The sequence below is a fragment of the Paenibacillus sp. sgz302115 genome (assembly GCF_056120445.1).
The window spans coordinates 1-20,409 of sequence record NZ_JBVYOK010000021.1 but is presented as its reverse complement, the minus strand read 5'-3'; the positions used below and the strand labels follow the sequence as shown (position 1 = coordinate 20,409).

At 52.8% G+C, this 20,409-nt stretch carries 19 protein-coding genes; 14 read left to right on the top strand and 5 right to left on the bottom strand.

Annotated elements, in window-relative coordinates; genetic code table 11:
* Positions 1-58 precede the first annotated feature (58 nt).
* Positions 59-310: a hypothetical protein gene (locus AC0LWN_RS26655; RefSeq protein WP_474670766.1), complete on the bottom strand. Its 252-nt coding sequence runs from the start codon at positions 308-310 to the stop codon at positions 59-61.
* On the bottom strand, positions 262-600 hold the full coding sequence (locus AC0LWN_RS26650; protein ID WP_458966711.1) for a sigma-70 family RNA polymerase sigma factor: 339 nt from the start codon (positions 598-600) through the stop codon (positions 262-264). The genes AC0LWN_RS26655 and AC0LWN_RS26650 overlap by 49 nt, the downstream gene beginning before the upstream one ends.
* Before the next feature lie 451 nt (positions 601-1,051).
* Here AC0LWN_RS26650 and AC0LWN_RS26645 point away from each other — a divergent pair, with 451 nt between their 5' ends.
* The 3 genes from AC0LWN_RS26645 to AC0LWN_RS26635 all read left to right on the top strand — a co-directional run bounded on the left by AC0LWN_RS26645 (position 1,052) and on the right by AC0LWN_RS26635 (position 3,974).
* Positions 1,052-1,738 carry a hypothetical protein gene (locus tag AC0LWN_RS26645; protein WP_474670763.1) on the top strand — a complete coding sequence of 229 codons (687 nt, stop codon included), beginning with the start codon at positions 1,052-1,054 and terminating at the stop codon, positions 1,736-1,738.
* A complete protein-coding gene (locus AC0LWN_RS26640; protein WP_474670761.1) occupies positions 1,731-2,393 on the top strand; it encodes a bactofilin family protein in 663 nt (220 codons plus the stop codon). The genes AC0LWN_RS26645 and AC0LWN_RS26640 overlap by 8 nt, the downstream gene beginning before the upstream one ends.
* Positions 2,394-2,504: 111 nt before the next feature.
* Entirely contained in the window at positions 2,505-3,974 is a 1,470-nt protein-coding gene (locus tag AC0LWN_RS26635; protein ID WP_474670879.1) for an MDR family MFS transporter, read from the top strand.
* 51 nt (positions 3,975-4,025) lie between these two features.
* Here AC0LWN_RS26635 and AC0LWN_RS26630 read toward each other — a convergent pair whose 3' ends face one another.
* Positions 4,026-4,652 carry a GyrI-like domain-containing protein gene (locus tag AC0LWN_RS26630; RefSeq protein ID WP_474670759.1) on the bottom strand — a complete coding sequence of 209 codons (627 nt, stop codon included), beginning with the start codon at positions 4,650-4,652 and terminating at the stop codon, positions 4,026-4,028.
* Between the two features lie 151 nt (positions 4,653-4,803).
* Here AC0LWN_RS26630 and AC0LWN_RS26625 point away from each other — a divergent pair, with 151 nt between their 5' ends.
* From AC0LWN_RS26625 to AC0LWN_RS26590, 8 genes are all read left to right on the top strand, one after another.
* Positions 4,804-5,691: an SMP-30/gluconolactonase/LRE family protein gene (locus tag AC0LWN_RS26625; RefSeq protein WP_474670757.1), complete on the top strand. Its 888-nt coding sequence runs from the start codon at positions 4,804-4,806 to the stop codon at positions 5,689-5,691.
* A gap of 22 nt (positions 5,692-5,713) precedes the next feature.
* The gene (locus AC0LWN_RS26620) at positions 5,714-6,622 is read left to right on the top strand and encodes a fumarylacetoacetate hydrolase family protein (protein ID WP_474670755.1); all 909 of its coding nucleotides are present in this window, start codon (positions 5,714-5,716) and stop codon (positions 6,620-6,622) included.
* 216 nt (positions 6,623-6,838) lie between these two features.
* On the top strand, positions 6,839-7,798 hold the full coding sequence (locus tag AC0LWN_RS26615) for an ABC transporter permease (protein ID WP_474670753.1): 960 nt from the start codon (positions 6,839-6,841) through the stop codon (positions 7,796-7,798).
* Positions 7,799-7,813: 15 nt separating this feature from the next.
* Positions 7,814-8,707, top strand: coding sequence for a carbohydrate ABC transporter permease (locus tag AC0LWN_RS26610; RefSeq protein WP_474670751.1), 894 nt, complete (start codon positions 7,814-7,816; stop codon positions 8,705-8,707).
* A gap of 112 nt (positions 8,708-8,819) precedes the next feature.
* Positions 8,820-10,655 (top strand): type 2 periplasmic-binding domain-containing protein, encoded by a 1,836-nt coding sequence (locus AC0LWN_RS26605; RefSeq protein WP_474670749.1) that lies wholly within the window; start codon positions 8,820-8,822, stop codon positions 10,653-10,655.
* A 135-nt stretch (positions 10,656-10,790) separates the two neighbouring features.
* On the top strand, positions 10,791-12,536 hold the full coding sequence (locus AC0LWN_RS26600) for a sensor histidine kinase (RefSeq protein WP_474670747.1): 1,746 nt from the start codon (positions 10,791-10,793) through the stop codon (positions 12,534-12,536).
* Complete coding sequence (locus AC0LWN_RS26595; RefSeq protein WP_474670745.1) at positions 12,529-13,932, top strand: response regulator; 1,404 nt, start codon at positions 12,529-12,531, stop codon at positions 13,930-13,932. Before AC0LWN_RS26600 ends, AC0LWN_RS26595 begins: the two co-directional genes overlap by 8 nt.
* Positions 13,929-15,614, top strand: coding sequence for an extracellular solute-binding protein (locus tag AC0LWN_RS26590; RefSeq protein WP_474670743.1), 1,686 nt, complete (start codon positions 13,929-13,931; stop codon positions 15,612-15,614). The genes AC0LWN_RS26595 and AC0LWN_RS26590 overlap by 4 nt, the downstream gene beginning before the upstream one ends.
* Positions 15,615-15,673: 59 nt before the next feature.
* Here the strand turns inward: AC0LWN_RS26590 and AC0LWN_RS26585 are convergent, their stop codons facing one another.
* Together AC0LWN_RS26585 and AC0LWN_RS26580 are read right to left on the bottom strand one after the other, a co-directional pair.
* A complete protein-coding gene (locus tag AC0LWN_RS26585; protein WP_474670741.1) occupies positions 15,674-16,186 on the bottom strand; it encodes a YbaK/EbsC family protein in 513 nt (170 codons plus the stop codon).
* 345 nt (positions 16,187-16,531) lie between these two features.
* Positions 16,532-16,963, bottom strand: a complete 432-nt coding sequence (locus tag AC0LWN_RS26580; RefSeq protein WP_474670739.1) for a MarR family winged helix-turn-helix transcriptional regulator — start codon at positions 16,961-16,963, stop codon at positions 16,532-16,534.
* A 165-nt stretch (positions 16,964-17,128) separates the two neighbouring features.
* On the opposite strand from AC0LWN_RS26580, the gene AC0LWN_RS26575 reads away from it, so the two are divergent.
* The 3 genes from AC0LWN_RS26575 (at position 17,129) to AC0LWN_RS26565 (ending at position 20,058) form a co-directional block, all read left to right on the top strand.
* Positions 17,129-18,586, top strand: a complete 1,458-nt coding sequence (locus AC0LWN_RS26575; RefSeq protein WP_474670737.1) for an MFS transporter — start codon at positions 17,129-17,131, stop codon at positions 18,584-18,586.
* Positions 18,587-18,650: 64 nt separating this feature from the next.
* Positions 18,651-19,097, top strand: coding sequence for a carboxymuconolactone decarboxylase family protein (locus AC0LWN_RS26570; RefSeq protein WP_474670735.1), 447 nt, complete (start codon positions 18,651-18,653; stop codon positions 19,095-19,097).
* Positions 19,098-19,110: 13 nt separating this feature from the next.
* Complete coding sequence (locus AC0LWN_RS26565; RefSeq protein ID WP_474670733.1) at positions 19,111-20,058, top strand: sigma-70 family RNA polymerase sigma factor; 948 nt, start codon at positions 19,111-19,113, stop codon at positions 20,056-20,058.
* Positions 20,059-20,409 lie beyond the last annotated feature (351 nt).

The window sequence follows — 20,409 nt, the reverse complement described above, 5'->3', positions numbered from 1 at the left end:
ATGAGAGCAGACAGTTCCTTGACAGGGACTTGTCTGCTCTTTTTCGAATTGTCAAAAATTACAGTGAATCTTCCTGATTACATAACCCCGCAGGCACCTCAGTTGCTTGAAGCAAATCCAGAAATTCAACAATAATTGCAGAAATGGCGTCTTCTTTGGGCATTTTGATGTATTGGCTGATGCGCAAAATATCTTCATTATAAATTTCGATGAGCTTTAGCATCGCAAAAGTATCCTTTTGCTTGGCTGCCTGCAGCAATTCTAGCAATTCGAGATCTGAGATAATTGGTGGATCATTTTGCGTTTCCATTTGTTCACCGCCTGTTGGCTGATATTTAGCTGCTTGGCCACTTCCGCTTCGGTAAGGCCCTTCAGATATATTTTTTCGATGATCACTTTTCCTTGAGGAGGTAAATCCTGCATAAGCTGCTCTACCCATATTTTTTGTTCGGAAATGGCGGCAAAATTGATATTCGAAGGCTCGTAATCATACAGAGGGCATTCTCTGGTTCTGACCTTCTTCGCCTGGTATTGGACCCTCCACCCTATGCGATAGATCTCTCTTCTATAGAAGTCATAAATGTGAGTTGCTTCACTCATGTTCTTTCTCCTCTCTCCTCCGATTGTATATATAGGGTAATAAAAGGAATGTTTTTACAACCGAAATAAGAACATTTGTTCTTATCAATCATATCATACTTGTTTTGAGATTGTTAAGTAGACTAGGAAAAAACCATACAAGGGCAGAAGTGACGGAGGGGAAGTTTGGAACTGGAGGAGCGAACGCGTCCGCCTTTATGGTTGGATTTCTATCGCGAACAGCGGTTTAAATCAGGAAATCCAACCATAACAGCGGCTGGAAGTCCAAACATTCCCCGCAGTTGCGACCAGACCCCATTATGAAATTCCCAAATAAGCAGCAAATACGTTCGCCGACCGAACTGAAATCATCCTTCAGGCGGAGGTCCGCTCTTTTGACATGGAATACAATCTTAATTGCGGAATAGGAGACGAACGCAGTGAGCTTGTAAAATCAGGGAGGATGCTGGTTATGGACAAAGGAAATGTGCCGGATTTAAAGTTTTCGGGAGTAGGCGGTGCGGCTGGTGGGCTGTACAACAATGTCATTCTGGATGGGGTAGGCCGGATTAATGGACCGGTGACAGCGAGAACTTTTAAAGGCAACGGTCTTATCAAGCTCGGCGGAAGTCTGGCGGTGGAGGAAATGGAGGTGAGCGGGAACCTGAAAATACAAGGCGGCCTGCAGGCAGATACCATAAAGAACGACGGGATGCTAACGGTTGAAGGCGGTCTGCAGGGCGGGAGCTGCTCTCTGAACGGGGTCATCAATGTCAAGGGCGACTGCGAACTGGAGGATTTCACCGGCGACGGAGTGATTACGATTGACGGCTTGCTCAGCGCGGGACGTGTGAATCTCAAGCTGCAGGGGCAAGCCAAGATGAAGGGGATACATGTGGAGAGCCTGGTTGTTCGTCAAGGGAGCCCATGGGGCTTGAACAAGCTGGCGGGCAGCCTTATCCCGAAGCTCAGACCGGAATTGAATGTGCGGTGTATTGAGGGAGATTTTATTGATGTGGAGAGCACCACAGCCGAGGTTATAAGAGGCAACATAGTGATTATCGGGCAAGGGAGCAGCATCGGGCGGGTGGAATACCGTACCGGACTGACTGTGCATCCCGGAGCAGTAGTAGGACAGGAGGTGAAGATCGGTGAATGAGACAGCAGCGCGCAGAAATCTGAAGGTTCTGGGTAATTCTACTATGAGTGGCGGAAGCTTTTTGGATGTGAAGGTGATGGGAGAATGCAGGTTTAATGGTGATGTGGACTGTCAAAAGCTGAAGCTGATGGGAGAAACCCAGGTTCATGGCAATTTGCGGATGGAGCAGATGAAGCTGACCGGAGAATGCACTGTGAAGGGAAGAATTGACGGTGAATCCTTGAGTGGACAAGGAGAGATTCGGGCAGATAGCGATCTTCGCATTGAAGAGATCAAATTAACCGGAAGCTTGTCCGTAGCGGGGGACTGCGAGGCCGAGGAAATCCGTTTGACGGGTGCGCTTCAGGTAGAAGGAGTGCTGAGTGCGGAGAGTGTGGAGCTGTCGCTGTTTGGTCCCAGCCGTGCCGCTGAAGCCAGAGCCGGGAGCATTACAATCAAACGCAAAATTGGCGGAGCGCTGATGCATCCGGGCCGGTTCAGCTTTTCGGCTGGGCTAATTGAAGGTGACGAGGTGGAACTTCAGGGAACACATGCGGGAATGGTCAGAGGGAACCGGGTCATCATCGGCACGGGCTGTGATATTGATGTGGTGGAATACCGTGAATCGCTGGAGATTCATGAGAACGCCAATGTAAACTACCGGATAAAGCTGTGAAAAGTAACTAACTAATGAGAAAAAAGATATAAAGGAGTGGAGTCTGTGAGCTCAGCCCAAAAAACGCCCAATCTGGGCGTCGTGATTGCCGGTCTTTTGCTGGGGATTCTTATGGCCTCCATGGACAGCACTATCGTCGCTACAGCGATGGGCAATATTGTTGGTGAACTCGGCGGGATGGACAAATTCGTCTGGGTTACCTCTGCGTACCTTGTAGCTGAGATGGCTGGAATGCCGATCTTTGGCAAGCTTTCGGATATGTACGGCCGCAAAAGGTTTTTTATCTTCGGGATTATTGTGTTCATGGGCGGCTCGGCGCTGTGCGGTACGGCGGATACCATTACCCAACTGGCCGTTTACCGGGCCATTCAGGGTATTGGAGGCGGCGCGCTGGTGCCGATTGCTTTTGCGATCATGTTCGACGCCGTTCCGCTGGAGACACGCGGCAAGCTCGGCGGAGCTTTTGGTGCGGTCTTCGGGCTGTCTAGCATCTTTGGACCGCTGCTTGGCGCGTACATTACCGACCATATCGCCTGGCAGTGGGTATTCTACATCAATTTGCCGCTCGGGCTGATAGCCTTGGTGATGGTCGTCAGCTTCTACCGGGAGTCGGTGGAGCACTCCAAGCATCCGATTGACTGGCTGGGTGCGGGAACACTTCTTGGCGCGGTAATCAGCCTGATGTTCGCACTGGAGCTTGGCGGCAAAGAGTACGCCTGGAGCTCTGCGCTCATACTGGGCTTGTTCGCAGCTTTTGCCGTCTTGACCGTGCTGTTTCTCTTCGCAGAGACCAAGGCAAAGGAGCCGATTATTTCGTTTGCCTTGTTCAGAAAAAGACTGTATGCCACCAGCATCCTGTGTGCTTTATTCAGCGGTGCGGCATTTATTGCTGCTTCAGTGTATATCCCTATCTTCATTCAGGGTGTACTTGGCGGCTCGGCCACGAATTCAGGGCTGGTGCTGCTGCCGATGATGGTCGGCTCGGTCGTTACGGCTACAGCAGGAGGATTCCTGATGGCCAAGACCAGCTACCGCCGTCTGCTGGTCCCGACTCTGGTGTTGCTGGTAGTGGGGACGGGCCTTGTGGCAACACTGTCCCCGGAATCCTCGCGTCTGCTCGTCACACTGTACATGATCTTCATCGGGCTCGGTATCGGCGCATCGTTCTCAGTGCTCAGCACGGCGGCGATTCATGGCTTGACGCCACAGCAGCGCGGCTCGGCCAGTGCAACGCTGAATTTCCTCCGTTCACTGGGCATGACCATCGGGATTACAACCTTCGGCATCATTCAGAGCCATTATCTCAGCTCAAGACTGGCAGAGGTATTCTCTTCAAATAACGGTGATGCTGCTGGCATGGCAATGAATTTCAAAGATCCGCATGCGCTGCTGTCCCCGGGGACACGGGCCCAGATTCCGCCTGAGGTTCTGAACAAGATTACCAGCGGGCTGTCTTACTCCATCACCAGCACCTTTCTCTGGGCCATGATTCCGGCCTTGCTGGCGCTAGTGGCTGCTTGCTTCATGGGCCGCCAGAAGATGGATGCGTCGGCGGAGGGCAATGTGCCAGCGGGACACTAGAGCTGGCTGGGGTTGAGGGATAGAGACTTGGCAGCTTGCAGCAATAATCTGCTAGTTCTCCCGGGATACCTGGAAGCGCAGCACGGTTTTCATCTTCTGCGGCTGCGTCTTGCGGGCGTCCGTGATGTAGATTTCCCTGTGGGTCTTGGATAACCGCCGCAGCCCTTGATCTATGCAGTATTGTTCCATCCTCATAAAGCTATGCGGCTCCTCGTCGAAAGGACCGACATGCAGCATTTGTACACTTAAGCCGTCTTCGGAGCTGCCGAAGGCGGCTATATTTAAGAGAGGGTGCGGTTTGCTGATTTTCACCTTCCCGATAATTTCAGCGGCAAGTCCGGGGGTGACAAAATCCGGCTGCCGGATCATCAGCGTGTATACCAGCTCGTCCTTGTTGAGGACGGCTTCTTTGCGTCCTTTTTCACTTAAATCCCAGATGCCTTCCAGCGGGAAAATGCTGTAATCATAGTAGCCTTCCGGTGCCGGACCTTTTTTGGGCAGCATCTTAATGGCATAAGAAAGGGAATACAGCACTCCGACTGCTTCGGCAAAGGCTTCGCCATTGGGATTGCCCTCACCCCGGAGCATGAAGTAGTTATGGGCGGGCACGGTAATCAGCGCCGGCTCGGCAGCGGGGAGATAGAGCGTTTTGTCTTGCTTTTTCCATTCATATTTCATAGGACACCTCTTCTGTCAGTTGTTGCCTTCAGCATATCATGCCAAACTGGATAACCGTCTGTCATATTGGATGATAGTAGATAATTAATTCCCACGCAGGTAGAATGAAAGGGAAGTGACATATTCTGGAGTGTGTTTAGGAGGATTTTCATTGATCGAGATAGAGCAGGCTGAACTGGTGCTTGACGCAAAGGCAGTGCTTGGCGAAGGCGCCCATTGGGACCCGGAGGCGGACAGACTACATTGGGTCAATATTGAGGGCAAGGAGCTGCGGACTTATGATGTGAAGACGCGCGGCGAGAGGATCTATGCCTTCGACCAAATGGTCAGCGCAGCCGTTCCGGCTACTGGTGGAGGCTGGGTATTGGCGCTGCAGGACGGGATTTACCGGTACAAGGAGGATCAGCCGCTGGAATTGCTGTCGGCGGTAGAGACCGGCCTTCCCGGCAACCGGCTGAATGACGCCAAATGCGACAGCAGAGGCAGATTGTGGTTCGGTACGATGAGCATGGAGGGCAAAAAGGATGCGGGAAGCCTGTATGTGATGGAGCCTGAAGGAGAAGTGCGGCAGGTGCTGTCCGGCATAGGCATCTCCAACGGGATGGCCTGGGATGACAGCCGTGGATTGATGTACTACATAGATACGCTGACCCGGCGTGTGGATGTGCTGGATTATGATCTCCATAACGGGACGGTAAGCGGGCGCCGGGCAGCCGTTCATTTCCCGGAAGGGACAGGCGGACCGGACGGAATGACCATTGACAGCGAAGGCATGATCTGGGTGGCTCACTGGAATGGCGGTTGTGTCTCGCGCTGGAATCCGCATACCGGAGAGCAAATCGGAAAGATCGAGGTTCCGGCAAATCTTGTAACCTCCTGCGTCTTTGGCGGCGACAATCTGGACGAGCTATATATCACCACGGCACGCAGCGGCATGAGCCAGGAGGACTTGCAGCGTTGGCCGCTGGCAGGCGGACTGTTCAAGGCTAACCCTGGAATCAAGGGAGTAAGAGCTAATCTGTTCGCAGGCTGCGACTAATAGCGGAGAGGGGAAGTGCGGAATGCGTCTTTTGAACTTTTGGGAATCAGGGGAATTGCGGTTAGGCGTAAAAAGAGACGAGTGCATATTGGATGTGGCAGCAGCGGTAAGCGCCATGACGGCAGGAGCGGCAGCGGCTCCGCCCATAACACTGAGAGAAGTGCTGGATGGAGGGGAAGAGGCGCTGCGCCGCCTGCGTGAGTTCGTGGACCGCCTGCCTCTGAGCGATGAGGGGGTTGCGTCCTTTTACAGAAATGAAGAGCTTCTGGAATTCGCTCCTTGCGTGGCCGATCCCGGCAAAATCATCTGCATCGGGCTGAATTACCGCAGACATGCTGAAGAGACGGGAATGCCGCTGCCGGAATACCCGATTCTGTTCAGCAAGTTCGCGAACGCTCTGGCAGGTCACGGCGATGAAGTGCCGCTTCCGCGCTCCACACAGAAGGTGGATTATGAAGCGGAGCTGGGCATTGTCATTGGCCGGACAGTCAAGAACGTCAGCGAGGAAGAGGCACTGGATGCGGTATTCGGCTATTTTGCCGCCAATGATCTGTCCGCCAGGGATCTGCAGACGCGCACCAGCCAGTGGCTTGCAGGCAAATCCTGCGACCGGTTTGCACCGGTTGGTCCTTATGTAGTGTCCAAGGATGAGGTGGGCGATCCCGGCCTGCTGAATATCCAGTGTTCGGTGAACGGGGAAGTGCGGCAGCAATCCAATACCTCGGATATGATCTTTGACTGCAGGCAGATTGTCAGCTACATCTCCCATTGCATGACGCTTTCTCCGGGAGACATTATCCTTACCGGGACTCCAGAGGGTGTTGTTATGGGGTATCCGCCGGAGAAGCAGATTTATCTGCAGCCGGGTGACGAGGTTACGGTGGAGATCGAGAAGCTGGGATGTTTAACGAATAAGATGGCTGCTGAGTAAGCGAAAAAAAGAAGGAGCTGTTCATTTGCAGAAATCTGCGGATGAGCGGCTCCTTTTCTTTTTTTCGAACGTGAAAATGGTCCGCTGGCCTGTGAAAATGGTCTGAAGCTGTCTTACGACTCTCACAGAAGGGCAATCTGTCCTCCCTCCCGCCGGCAGCGATTTTTCCCTTAGAATGAAAGCGTAAACAAAAATCTGGATAGAGGAGATTTCAATATGGGGGTACCTTCTGGCGAGCTGCTTCGCGGTGTGGAACCGGTCCGTCCATCCCGCAGGAAGCTGCAGAACAAACATAAGCTGTTTCTCATGGCGCTTCCGTTCCTTGTTGTGACCTTTATTTTCTACTATTTGCCGATCAGCGGTTGGATTTATGCCTTCTATGATTTCATCCCGGGCATTCCGCTCTCGGACACGCCGTATGTCGGGCTGAAGTGGTTCAAGACCATTGTCGCCAATCCGACGCAGACTGAGGAAGTATTGCGGGTGCTCAAAAATACAGTGGCAATGAGCTCGCTTGGGCTGATCACCTCAATCTTCCCTGTGATTTTCGCGATACTGCTGACAGAAATCCGGGCAGGCTGGTACCGCAAAATGGTGCAGACGCTGACGACGATACCGAATTTTATCAGCTGGATTTTGGTGTATGCGCTGGCATTTTCGCTGTTCTCCGTAGACAACGGGGTAGTGAGCAATTTTTTGGTGCAGCTGGGCATTGTGGATGAAGGCTTCAATTTCCTCGCTTCCAGCTTGCATATCTGGGTAACGATGATTGCCTGGTATTGGTGGAAGTCACTGGGCTGGGGAGCAATTCTCTATCTGGCAGCGATTGCGGGGATTGATCAGGAGCTGTACGAAGCGGCAGAGGTGGACGGCGCGAGCCGGTTCCGCAAAATCTGGCATATCACCGTTCCCGGCATCATCCCGACCTTCTTCGTCCTTCTGCTGCTCTCCATCGGCAACTTTGTCAATAACGGCATGGAGCAGTACTTTGCCTTCCAGAATGCGATGAACAAGGATGCGATTGAGGTGCTGGATTTATATGTGTACAATATCGCATTTGCCAACAATTTTCCGTTCGCCACGGCGGTCAGCATGCTGAAGTCGGTCGTCAGTGTCCTTCTGCTGTTTGGGGCCAATACGCTGTCTAAGGTTGTGCGCGATGAGTCTATCATTTAAAGGCGGTGATTCCAGTTGCGTAAAAAGCTAAAAACCGGCGATGTCCTATTCCAGGGAATCATCTATGTGCTCTTTGGGATATTTACCTTGAGCTGTATCTACCCATTCTATTATCTGTTTATCAATACGATCAGCTCGAACGATCTCAGTGCGGCGGGGTATATCAAGTTCTATCCGCAGCAGATTCATTTCGACAACTATTCCAAGGTGCTGCGGATCAGCGGGCTTAGCCACGCGGCGCTGGTGTCGGTCTACCGGACTGTGGTCGGCACACTCCTGACGGTTGGCGCTTCCGCATTTCTTGGCTATTTGTTCACCAAAAAAGAGATGTGGGGCCGGCAGATCTGGTACCGCAGCATTGTGGTTACGATGTATTTCAGCGCAGGGCTGATTCCCTGGTACATTACGATGCACAACCTGCATCTGACCAACAACTATCTGGCGTATATTTTGCCGACAATTATTACTCCATTCAATATCATTCTGGTCAAAACCTTCGTTGAGGCCATTCCGCCTTCACTAGAGGAATCGGCGGCGATCGACGGGGCGGGTTATTTGCGGTCATTCTGGAGCATCATCGTGCCGCTTACAACTCCGATCCTGGCGACGATTACGATTTTCTCGGCAGTCAATCAGTGGAACTCGTTCGTGGATACGGCGTTCCTGATGACAGACACCAAATATTTTACGCTGCAGTTCCTGCTCTGGCGGTATTTGAACGAGTCCAGCTCGCTGGCGGCACTTATCCGCAGTTCCCCGGACATGGCGGCCAGTGTGCAGAACATGCAGACGCCGACTTCAGTTCGTATGACGGTGACGATGATCGTCGTGCTGCCGATTCTGATTGTGTATCCATTTTTTCAGCGTTTTTTCGTCAAGGGCATTATGATCGGCGCAGTCAAGGGCTGACCGGTCCGTAAGGCATAGGCTTAACAAAACTTAAGTGTATGCTTTCGAAGCGAGTTTTGCGAAGTGATTCAAGAAGACTAGGCTTAACAAAACTTTTAGGGGGTATGAAGCAATGAGGTTCAGACAAATGTCGCTCATTCTGCTAACGGCAATCATGGTGTTTGTGCTGGCAGCGTGCGGCGGAGGGAACGGAAATTCAGGCAAGGCAAATACGGCGGAGAGCACGGATAAGCCTGCAGCTGAGGCAACAAATAAAGCGGCTGAAACCACGGCGCCAAGCGATGGGACGCTCGACCATTCCAAACCGCTGAAGCTGACGGTATTCTCAACCACGGCCAACTACGCAGGTCCGCAAACCGGCTGGTTCGCCAAGATCATCAAAGACAAGTTCAACATCGAGCTGGATATCGTCGCCTCCAATCTGACCGGCGGTGACACGAAAATTTCGGCAATGATGGCCTCCGGCGACCTTGGCGATATTATCGTCTTCGGTGATGACAAGAACCATTATCCGAATGCGATCAAGGGCAACCTGCTGCTCGACTGGACCAAGGATGGCCTGCTGGATAAATACGGCGCTGATATTACGAAGCAGTTCCCGAAAGCAATTGAGAAGGCAAAGGTTGCTTTTGGGGGCGGCAGTGCGATATTCGGCATCGGGAATAGCGTAGCCACTAACCCGTCTGGGCCGTCCGAAGGTAAGGATATGACTTGGGGACCGGACCTGCGCTGGGACTTGTACCAGCAAATCGGTGCGCCGGAAATCAGCAAGATCGAGGATTATTTGCCAGTGCTGAAGAAGATGCAGGAGCTGGAGCCGAAAAATGAGCAGGGCAAAAAAACCTATGCCTTCTCGCTCTGGTCCGACTGGGACGGCAACTATAAAATGACGCTGGCGAAGCAGTTCGCTAACATGATGGGCTATGACGAAATTCCCGACACTGCGCTGTACGTCAAAGCAGATGAAGAGAAATACTATGACTTCCTCTCCGAGGATAGCTGGTATATGAAATCGCTGAAGCTGTACTTTGAGGCCAATCAAATGGGCATGCTTGATCCTGACTCGCTGACACAGAAGTTCGACGATGTGGTAGCCAAATACAAGGATGGCCGGCTGCTCTTCTCCTGGTTCCCGTGGCTGGGCGCTGCCAACTACAATACACCGGAAAGAACGGCCGCAGGCAAAGGCTTCGCACTTGTACCATTCAAGGATGAGCTGATGTACTCCACAGGCTTCAATGTCTACGGCGGCAACGGTATTATCGCTATCGGCGCGAAGGCCAAGGACCCGGCGCGGATTATGGAGTTCATCAACTGGATGTACACCCCGGAAGGTGCGATGATCTCGGCAGGCAGCGGAACGGCGGTTCCGAACGGACCGAAGGGGCTGACCTGGGATATTGACAGCAGCGGCAAGCCGGTGGTGACTGATTTTGGCTGGAAAGCGTATGCCGATCAGCAGAACACCAAGGTTCCTGACGAATACGGCGGCGGCGACTACTACTACGGCTCAAATCAGATGAACTTCTCCTTTGTTGTTCCGGCGATGGTGAATCCGCAGACGAATGAACCGTTTGACCACAATTTGTGGAAAACCTCACTGGAACGCAACCCGTCGAAGCTCGACAGCGACTGGAGAGCAAAGATGGGCGTGCTGACGCCGAAGGAATATTTTGAGAAAAATAATCTGCTCGCCGTTGCGCCTCAGGGCTTTACAGGCAAAGAGCCGCTGACGATGGACAAAACACTGGAGCAGAAAAATAAACAAATCGGTACGGTCATCCAGCAGATTTCCTGGAAAATGGTCTTTGCCAAGGATCAGGCCGAATTCGACAAGCTGAACAAAGAAATGCATGACAAGGTGAACGGTCTCGGCTATGCCGAAGTGATGGACTTCTCGGTTAAGAAAGCGGAAGAGCTGTTCGAAGCCCGCAAAAGCGTGAAATAAGCAGGTGTGAAGGGCAGGAGCAAGGCAGGGCGGTGATGGAGCTGCTCTGCCTTATTCTGTTCGTTTGCGATTAATTCTGGTATTCTAGGATCAGTGAATGAAACGCTTTCATAAATGGAGAAGAGGGAGCTGCGGATGTTGAGAAGGAAGGCGGTAAGGCATGCTCCGGCAGGCAGATCGCTGCGGACAACTCTGGTGATGTACCTGCTGGTCGGTACAATGCTGCCGCTGCTCATTGTCGGCATTGTATCGTATACCTCGATTTATTCCGTGCTTTCCGGCAAAATCGGAAGCGGCATCAGCGCGAGCCTGCGGCAGGAGGCGCTCAGCCTGGAGAACGCCATCGACAACCTTGATTTCGCTTCCAAGCAGTTCGCGCTGGATGGTCAGATCGTGCAGGAAATGTCCTCCTTTCTGGAGGAGAAGCAAATCTACCGTAAATCGCAGATCATGAATTCGATTAACCAGAAGATCAATCTGGTCAATTTCACCAACCCCTACATTGGCCTAACCGCCTATATCATGCCGGGCAGTGATGATCCGGTGCTGTTCACCAATATGAGCACACGGCGGGGTTTTGAAATCAGCAAGCTCCCTCCCTTCATGCATTATAACGGGGCTGATTACTACGGGCCGCACCAAACGATGTACGCGGTCGGCGATAATGTTGTCTTCTCCGAGCAGCGGATTGTCCGGGTGAACGGCCAGCATAAGCTATACATTTATCTGGAGACGAACTATAGTCTGCTGCGCAAAATTTTTAATCAGCAGGCCTACGGGATGCAGGTGAATCATCTGCTGGTCAATCAGAGCGGCAGCGTGACCCAGACGATTGACGGTGAATTACCGCAGCGGATTGTTGCCGCAGCCGGCAAGAATCCGGGGGCAGCGCATGAAGAGCTTGACGGCTATCATCTGTTCCGCTATGAAAGTCCGCAGGGCTGGAAGCTGGTGGCGGTGGTCAAGAAATCGGTATTTAACAGCGAAATTTATACCTGGTTCTACAAAATGATCCTGCTCGCCCTGTCCACGCTGCTCTTTGCCGGATTTCTGGCCTGGCTCATCTGGAAGCGGATCTACGGCCCTCTGCGCAAGGTGAACCTGGAGATTATCCGCATGGCGGAGAATGTAACGGTTCCCGTTGCATACACCAATGTAGAGGAGTTCGACTTTGTGCTGAGCAACTTCCAGCAGATGAAGGATCAGGTCAATGAGCTGATTCTGGCCGTCGCCCGCAATGAGAAGCAGAAAAGCCAGTTCGAGATCGAGAAGCTGCTCAGCCAGATCAACCCCCATTTTCTCCATAACACGCTGAATACGGTGCAGTGGCTTGCCCGGCTGAACGGGCAGAAGGAAATCGACAAGCTGGTCACACTGCTGGTGAAGGTGCTGCACTACAACCTTGGCAAGATGAGTATTATTGTCACCATCGGTGAGGAAATTGAAGCAATCCGCAATTACATGGAGCTGCAGCGTATCCGTTATGATTATGAGTTCGAGTTCAATGTGCAGGCAGATGAGACCGTGCTGAGCGCAGCAGTTCCGCGGTTTTTGCTGCAGCCGCTCGTGGAGAATTCAATCTATCACGGCCTTAGCGACAACGGCAAAGTGGATGTCATTATTACGGCCCATAGCCCGGGAGAAGTACGGCTGTGTGTAAAGGACAACGGTACGGGCATGAGTGAGGCCCAGATTGAGGAGCTTCTTACGGATGGAGTGGTGGGGAAGCGGGGGCTGGGCATCGGCTTCTCCTACGTAAAACGTATGCTGAGGACCTATTTCGGAGAGCAAGTTACATTGCAAATTCTCAGCGGAACAGATGAAGGAACAAGCGTAATCATAATCATACCCATCAAAAGCAAGGAGGACTTCGATGATTAAAGCTGTTGTGGTCGATGACGAGCGCCTGGTGCGCAAAGGCTTCATCTCGCTGATTGATTGGGCGTCCTTCGGGGTGGTGATCGTCGGTGAGGCCGGGGACGGCAATGCCGCGCTGGCCCTGCTCCGCGAGCAGGAGGCGGATCTGCTGTTTGTCGATATTACAATGCCTGGCATGACCGGCTTTGAGCTGATCCGGCAGGTGCGCATGCGTTTTCCTGCGATCCGCTGTGTCGTGCTGACCTGCCATCATGAATTTGATTACGTGCAGGAGGCGCTGCGTCTCGGAGCGGTCGATTATATTGTCAAAACGCTGCTGGAGGTTGAAAACGCAGACGAAACGATCCGCCGTCTGGTCGAACGGGTGAAATGGGAGGACCGTGCCCGTGAATCGCTCGCGCGCGGAGAGGGTAAGGCGGTGGCTGCGGACAAGGGATTGCTCTATCTTCCACTGGGGCATCATGGCAATGAAGAGGAGCTGTTCCGGCTCTCTATCGTGAAGAATAATCCGCTGCTTGCGCTGAAGAACATGTGGCTCACCCCGCTGCCTGGGCGTTTTACGGAGGAGGAGGCCGGCCGGGAGCTCAAAAGCGTTCTTGGCGGACGCTGGACGGCGGCGCTGGTAAGCGGATTGAAGGACCGGCAGCTTCAGGAGGTAGAGGAGGTGCTGGACAAAGCGGCGCACCATGCGCTTTTTTATTATGAGGGGACCGGGGAGCCGGCCAGGCTGGACTATGCTGAGCTGAAAAGGATAGCGGCAGAGGAGCTTCTGCCCATAACCGGAGAAGATGCACTGGAGCATGCGCTGAATCTCCGCTGGGCGCTGGACCGGGAGGCTTGGGAGACTTTCATCACTCATGTGCAGCGGCAGCAGCCCGGGCAGGACAGAATTGCAGAATTTGGTTATGCACTTTTGCACGGATGGAACGGGCTAATTCTGAAGGCTGAAGAAACGGCACAGCTGAAAGATTTGGCTGCAGGCAACCTGAGCTGGTCGCACTGGAAAAACTGGCTGCGGCAGTTCTCAGGGTTTGCGCAGCGGCGGATGCTTGAGCTGGGGCTGAGCAAAGAGGTGATGTTCTGCCTGATCCGTGCGGTCCGCTATATGAGGAGCCATGCCGGAGACAAGATCAATCAGGGGGATGTCGCTGCCGAGATCAACATGAGCAGAGGGTATTTCAGCCAGTGTTTTGCCCGTTTTGCCGGTGAGACCTTTGGCGAGAGTCTGCGGGGGATGCGGCTGGAGCTGGCCAAATCGCTGCTGCTGGAGACCCATTATCCGGTATGCGAAATTGCCGGCAGATCAGGCTTTGAAGATGACCGTTATTTCAGCAGGCTGTTCCGGGAACGCGTGGGCAAGCTGCCGAGCGAATATCGTGCGGAGGGGATTGAGCGGTGAACAAAGCGGCTAAATATGTTCTCCTTGCTGTGGCGATGTTGTCTCTCTCCGCCTGCCGCGAGGGCAGAGTGCCGGATGCGAAGGCAACGGGCGGGACAAATACGGCGAATAGTGCAGACTCAGCCGCCTATGGCAAATATGATGAGCCGGTTGTGATGCGGATTGGCTTCAAGGTGCCGGATTCCCGCCTGAATACGGGAGACAGCAACGACAACAATCCGATCTCCCGTTATTTGGAGAGCCTGACGAATATCAAGGTCATTCATTCCTGGGAAGCGAAAGGCGAAGAGCCGTACACGCAAAAAGCGCAGCTCGCGATTGACAGCAATGATCTGCCCGATGCGATGGTCGTTGACAGGGATCAATTAGCGAAGCTGATTGACAGCGATATGATTGCGGATCTGACCGAGACATACAAGCAGTACGGGTCCGAATTGATCAAGGATATGTATGATTCCACCCAAGGTGAAGCGCTGGGCGACGCAACCCGGAACGGCAAGCTGTACGGCCTGCCGAATGTGGCGATCAATGCAGATTCGCCTTCGCTGCTGTGGGTCCGGCAGGATTGGCTGGACCGGCTGGAGCTTCCCGCTCCGCATACCTTTGAGGATATTGAGCGGATCGCCAAGGCTTTCATTGAACGCGACCCGGACGGCAACGGCAAGCGTGATACGATTGGCCTCAGCGCGTACAAAAATATCGTGTACGGCACGAAACCCCATGTCAACGGCCTGGATTCCGTGTTTAGCGCTTTTCATGCGTTTCCGACCAATTGGATCAAGGACAGCCAGGGCAATATTGTCTATGGCTCGATTACCCCGGAGACGAAGATGGCCTTGGCTAAGCTGGCCGATTGGTACAAGCGGGGGCTGATCGACCCGGATTTTGCCCTTTACAAAGAAACCCAGGAGCCGATTATCTCCGGCAAGTCAGGGATGTTCTTCGGTCCGTGGTGGATGCCCTTCTATCCGCTGTCGGAGGCGGTGGCTCTCGATACCAAGGCGGAATGGCGGGCATATGCCGCACCGCTTGATGCAGCGGGCAATTTTATAACGCACATGGCTCCGGTCACGGACCGCTATCTGGTCGTGCGCAAAGGCTATGAGCATCCCGAAGCTGTGGTGAAGCTGCTGAATGTTTTTACCCGGCTGGAGCGGAGAAGGGACCCTAATCAGGAGGCGGTCAAGCAGCTTGATGACTTCTCTGCGCAGACCGGCATTCAGCCCCGGGCCTATTACCCGTTCGACCTGCTGATTGATTATTCCGGGGCCATAGAGAAGCATTATTCGGATATGCAGCAGGCACTGCACGGCAAAATTGATCCGGGTGCTCTGGACCCGGACACAAAGCTGCTCTATAACCACTGGCTTACCGAAGAGGAGCAGCCCAAAAAAAATCTGGAGGGCTGGAAGGCGGCCAACGCCTACAAATACGGAGTCGCCGTGTTATCCTCGACCGCCATTGAGAAAGTTCGTAGTATCTTTTACGGAAGTACGCTGCATATGCAGCGGAATTGGTCCGAGCTGCAAACGCTCGAGAGCGAGACCTTCCTGAACATTATTGTCGGCGATTCACCGCTGAGCGATTTCGATCTCTTCGTAGCCAAGTGGAAGAGCATGGGCGGCGACATCATTACCAAGGAAGTTACGCAAATCGTGGAGAGCAAGAATTTGAATAAATAGGAAACAGGCCGGAGTCCCCGTGAATGAGGATTCCGGCCTGCTTTTGTCCATTTTGTTGTTCACTGTGTTGTTCCTTCCTCAAATTCCGGCGTTTCGTCCTCATTCCAGCCCTTGCAGACATCGACCCAGTCCTTGCTCCCCGAATACATTGCCAGCTCATCGCAGGTCAGCTCAATCGCGGAATTGGTGCTACCGCAAGCCGGGAAAAGCGTGGTGAACCGTTTCATCGACACATCCAGGTAGACCTCCAGCTCATGAGCCAGTCCAAAGGGGCAGACCCCGCCGATTTCGTGACCGGTCTGTTCCAGCACTTCTTCAGGAGTCAGCATTCTGGCCTTGAAGCCGAAGCGTTCCCGGAATTTCTTGTTGTCAATCTTGGCATCCCCCGCGGCTACAACGAGAATGGCCTGTTCGTCCGCTCCCCGGAAGGAGAGGGTCTTGGCAATCCGGGCAGGAATCACGCCAATGGTCGCTGCGGCCATCTCTACAGTAGCGCTGGAGGTGGCAAATTCACGCACATCCTGCACTCTGCCTACACGGCGGAAATGTTCTTTTACACTTGCAATTGACAAGATCATGACTCCTTTCTGAAAACACCTCATATTGCTTTACATTTTAACCTGTTTTTGAATATTCGGCAAAGAAAACATCCGGTATAGGCGTCCCCTGGGCCAGCAATATTTATTGGGAATTTGTTCACTTATTTGCTATCTAACCAGGTGAAATGTGACTTGAAGTGGAATTTCTCCCACTATTTTTACTATTTCTAGCCTTTAGTGGTCCTATTGAAAGAATTAACGGGAGTTTTTTCGTTTATTTCGGATAACAACGCTTGTAACACGTTAATTAGTGATCCTTTTTCCACCTAATCCCGTAGACAGTCTATATTCGCTACATGAAAACATATTTATGATCGATTACAGATTCGCGGAATTCCTGCTGATCTTTTGGAGCAGCATAATGAGAGTGTCCACTTCCTCTGGGGTTAGGCCGCTTGCAAGCTTGCGGTTTAGCTCATTCAGAATCTCTTGAAGGACCGGAGCGAACTCAATCGCTTTGGTCGTCGGATAGAGCAGGGAGGAACGGCGGTCCTTGGGATCGGTTCGGCGCTCGACATAGCCCGATTGCTCAAGATGCTTAACGGAGCGGGCGGTAGTGGCCTTATCGAATTTCAACTCGGTGGTCATTTGCTCCTGCGTAATGCCGGGCTGGTTCACGATCAGCTTGAGAAAGGTGTGCTGTCCGCCGCTGCCGATTCCGTAATCCATCAGTTCTTTGGTGAGGAATTTCTGGCTCTGCCGGGTTAGCTGGGAAAGCAGCTTGCCGATAGGTTCCTTGTTCGAGTTCAATATGCGCACCTCTTTGATTGATTATTTTCGGTCATTAGCCTTTCATCCAAAATACTACAGTAAAGTAGTTGCGCGTGCAACTATGTTGTGATACACTGGGTTTGTTATTTTGTTGCGGACGCAACTATATTTTTTCGGAAAATTTGATGTCAGAGGTGCTTGCGTATGAGTTCAATCAGTGCAACCTATCAGGAGGATGCGGCGATTCAGAAGAAGCGCTGGATCATTCTGATCGTACTTAATTTGTTCACCTTCATGTCTACGCTGGACGGCAGCATTGTAAATATTGCCCTGCCTGTGCTTGTGAAGGAGCTTGGGCTGCCGATAGCGCAGGTGGAGTGGGTAACGACAGGATATCTGATGGCGATCTGCTCCGTCATACTGTTCTTCGGAAAGCTGGGCGATATCGCCGGCAAGATCAGAATTTTCAAAATCGGCACGGTGATTTTCATCATTGGATCGCTGCTCTGCGGCCTAAGTGCGAATCTGCCATTCCTGATTGCTTCCCGGATCATTCAGGCTATCGGCGCCTCGATGACGATGGCTAACAGCCAGGGGATTGTTACGGATATTTTCCCGTCCACTGAACGGGGCAAGGCGCTTGGATTGATCGGAACCTTCGTATCACTCGGCAGTATTGCGGGGCCAAGCCTGGGCGGAATCATCGTCTCTACCTTGGGATGGGAGTATATTTTCTGGGTCAATGTTCCAATCGGACTTATTGCCATTGCCCTTGGGTGGAAGGTGCTGCCGAAGGACCTGATCCATGTAAAATCCAAAATTGACGTTCCCGGCAGCCTGCTGTTTGCCGTTTTTATTGTTGCTTTGTTTGCCGGACTGCTGCTCGGACAACAGCTCGGATATGGAGACAGCCGGATTCTCTCGTCGCTGATTGCTGCAGCCGCAGCTTTTATTGCTTTTATCATAGTGGAACTGCGCCGGACTCATCCGCTGCTCCAGTTGTCCCTGTTCAAGAATCCTTTGTTCTCGCTCAGCATCCTGTGCGCATTTCTGGTCTTCGTGGCCAACTTCTGCTTCAATATTATTGCCCCGTTCTATGCGCAGAACATGCTGAATCTGTCGCCATTCTATGCAGGCTTTCTGCTGATGCTGTTCCCGATCTGTATGGTTATCATCGCTCCTCTGAGCGGGGCGTTGTCGGATAAAATCGGTTCCGAATTCCTTACCTTCGCCGGGCTGATCGTAATGGTCATCGCCCAATTCGGCCTGGCCCGCCTGCATGACGGCAGTCCGGTTGTGCTTGCAGGTGTGTGGATTGCCATGCTCGGGACCGGCAGCGGCTTGTTCATGTCACCCAACAATTCGCTGATTATGTCCACTGTGCCGCGCACACAGCTTGGGTCGGCAGGCAGCGTCAATTCACTGGTCCGCAATGTCGGCATGGTAGTCGGCATCACCATCGCCACCTCAATTCTGTTCAATGTAATGAGCAGCAGGGCGGGCTACCGGGTAACCGGTCTGATCGCGGGCCGTCCGGATATTTTTCTCTCCGGGATGCATGCCGTGTTCCTGACTTCATCGGTTATTTGCCTGGTGTCGGCGCTGCTTACAGGCTGGCGGATGATCACCATTAAGAGAGCCAAAAGAGCAATAAAAGCATAGGTCTGTCACAAATCAGGACGCTATGTTGTCTCCAGTATGTACACATATTATGGAGGCGATGAAGATGAGTTTACGGTTTAACTACAGAACGGCTAATGAACCAGCTTTTCGGGCAATGATGACACTAGAGCAGCATGCGGGCGGGCGTATCAAGGATAAGGTATTATATGAATTGGTGAAGATACGGGTCTCCCAGATCAACGGCTGTGCCTTCTGTATTGATATGCATGCGAAGGATTTGCTGAAGCTGGGCGATTATGCCGATCATATCCTGCTGCTGAGCGTCTGGAGAGAGGTGCCGCTCTTTACGGAACGGGAAAAAGCGCTGCTGGAGCTTGCTGAGACGGTTACTCTTATCAGTCAGGCGGGTGTGCCGCAAGCCTTGTATGACAAGGTTATGGAGCATTTCAGCCAGGAGGAATTCGTGGACTGGATTATGGTGATCAACACCATCAATAGCTGGAACCGGATCGCCATATCGACTGGAATGTATCCGGGATGTTTTAACTAAAGGAGGTACGGAGGTGAAGGACCGGGACGGTGAGCTTGGTGCTGGGATAGATACGAGGGCGGTTTTGAGCCTGGAGAAGCTGTACCGCAGCTATTATAGGTACGCATTTTCGATTGCCTATAGAATGCTGGGGGTGGTGGCTGATGCGGAGGATGCTGTGCAGGATTGTTTTGCAGAGCTGCAGCGGCGGGACCGCAGCGGAATTCTCAACATGAAGGCTTATGTAGCCAAAGGCATTACGAACCGCTGTCTGAACCTGCTCAGCTCGGCGCGCAGCCGTAGAGAGACGTACATCGGAGAATGGCTGCCTGAACCGGTGAGCGAGCCTTACGACGGGCCGGAAGCGGCGGCAGAACGGAAGGATACACTTTCGTACGCTTTTTTAGTGCTGCTGGAGCGGCTGTCGCCTGCCGAAAGAGTCGTGTTCGTGCTGAGAGAGGCCTTTCAGTACGATTATGATGCCATTGCGGAGATGGTCGGCAAGTCCGAGAGCAACTGCAGGCAGATTTACAGCCGGGCCAAGCGGACGATTCAGGCCAAGCAGCCATTGCCAGTGTCAGCCGCACCGGGCTCCGGTACGTCCAGAGAGACGCTGCTGCGCCGGTTCACCGCAGCTTTTACCGCCTATGATGTCGGCGGAATGCTGAAGCTGCTTGCCGAGCAGCCAGTGCTTGTCGGTGACGGCGGCGGGCAGGAGGTACAAACTATTCTCAGACCTATGGTTGGGCGTAAGGGTGTGCTGGCCTTGCTGACCTCGAAGCGGGTTCTGCGGAAGATGCGGGAGTGGGAGATTTCCTTTGCCATGATCAATGGAGAGCAGAATCTCGTGTTCAAGCAGCAAGGGGAGATCAAGGCAGTGCTCTGCCTGACCGTGGACAAAAGCGGGGAACAGATTCAAGAGCTGTATCTCATGCTGGCCCCAGGCAAGCTTGGGCATGTTGCTGCGGGCGCCGCAGATTGAATTGGTTACAATTAGAAATCTATAGACGGGCAGCGGCCGGAAGTCCAAACATTCCCGCAGTCACGTTAAAATAAAAGCGCCGTCCCCTGTTGTCCGGGAGCGGCGCTTTTGGTATTAGTACGCCACTGAACGCGTACTAGACAGCATCAGTACTAAGTGGCTTAGGACGGAGCCTTTGTGGTTCAAGGAGAGAGTCGTCGTATCCATCCCCCTGTTCCTTAACATTCCTGTATTCGCTAAGTTTTCGACTTAGACAAAAACAAGGGCGCCTCGTATGATGGGGGTGTAAGGGATCGGAGTCCTAAAAACCCATCAGGAGGCGCTTACTATGAAGTCTACCCGAAACGAGAC

Bases quoted from the DNA above. Each gene is read 5' to 3' on its own strand.
- AC0LWN_RS26655 (WP_474670766.1), bottom strand. From the start codon at position 310: ATGGAAACGCAAAATGATCCACCAATTATCTCAGATCTCGAATTGCTA.
- AC0LWN_RS26650 (WP_458966711.1), bottom strand. From the start codon at position 600: ATGAGTGAAGCAACTCACATTTATGACTTCTATAGAAGAGAGATCTAT.
- AC0LWN_RS26645 (WP_474670763.1), top strand. From the start codon at position 1,052: ATGGACAAAGGAAATGTGCCGGATTTAAAGTTTTCGGGAGTAGGCGGT.
- AC0LWN_RS26635 (WP_474670879.1), top strand. From the start codon at position 2,505: ATGGCCTCCATGGACAGCACTATCGTCGCTACAGCGATGGGCAATATT.
- AC0LWN_RS26630 (WP_474670759.1), bottom strand. From the start codon at position 4,652: ATGAAATATGAATGGAAAAAGCAAGACAAAACGCTCTATCTCCCCGCT.
- AC0LWN_RS26620 (WP_474670755.1), top strand. From the start codon at position 5,714: ATGCGTCTTTTGAACTTTTGGGAATCAGGGGAATTGCGGTTAGGCGTA.
- AC0LWN_RS26615 (WP_474670753.1), top strand. From the start codon at position 6,839: ATGGGGGTACCTTCTGGCGAGCTGCTTCGCGGTGTGGAACCGGTCCGT.
- AC0LWN_RS26605 (WP_474670749.1), top strand. From the start codon at position 8,820: ATGAGGTTCAGACAAATGTCGCTCATTCTGCTAACGGCAATCATGGTG.
- AC0LWN_RS26600 (WP_474670747.1), top strand. From the start codon at position 10,791: ATGTTGAGAAGGAAGGCGGTAAGGCATGCTCCGGCAGGCAGATCGCTG.
- AC0LWN_RS26595 (WP_474670745.1), top strand. From the start codon at position 12,529: ATGATTAAAGCTGTTGTGGTCGATGACGAGCGCCTGGTGCGCAAAGGC.
- AC0LWN_RS26575 (WP_474670737.1), top strand. From the start codon at position 17,129: ATGAGTTCAATCAGTGCAACCTATCAGGAGGATGCGGCGATTCAGAAG.
- AC0LWN_RS26570 (WP_474670735.1), top strand. From the start codon at position 18,651: ATGAGTTTACGGTTTAACTACAGAACGGCTAATGAACCAGCTTTTCGG.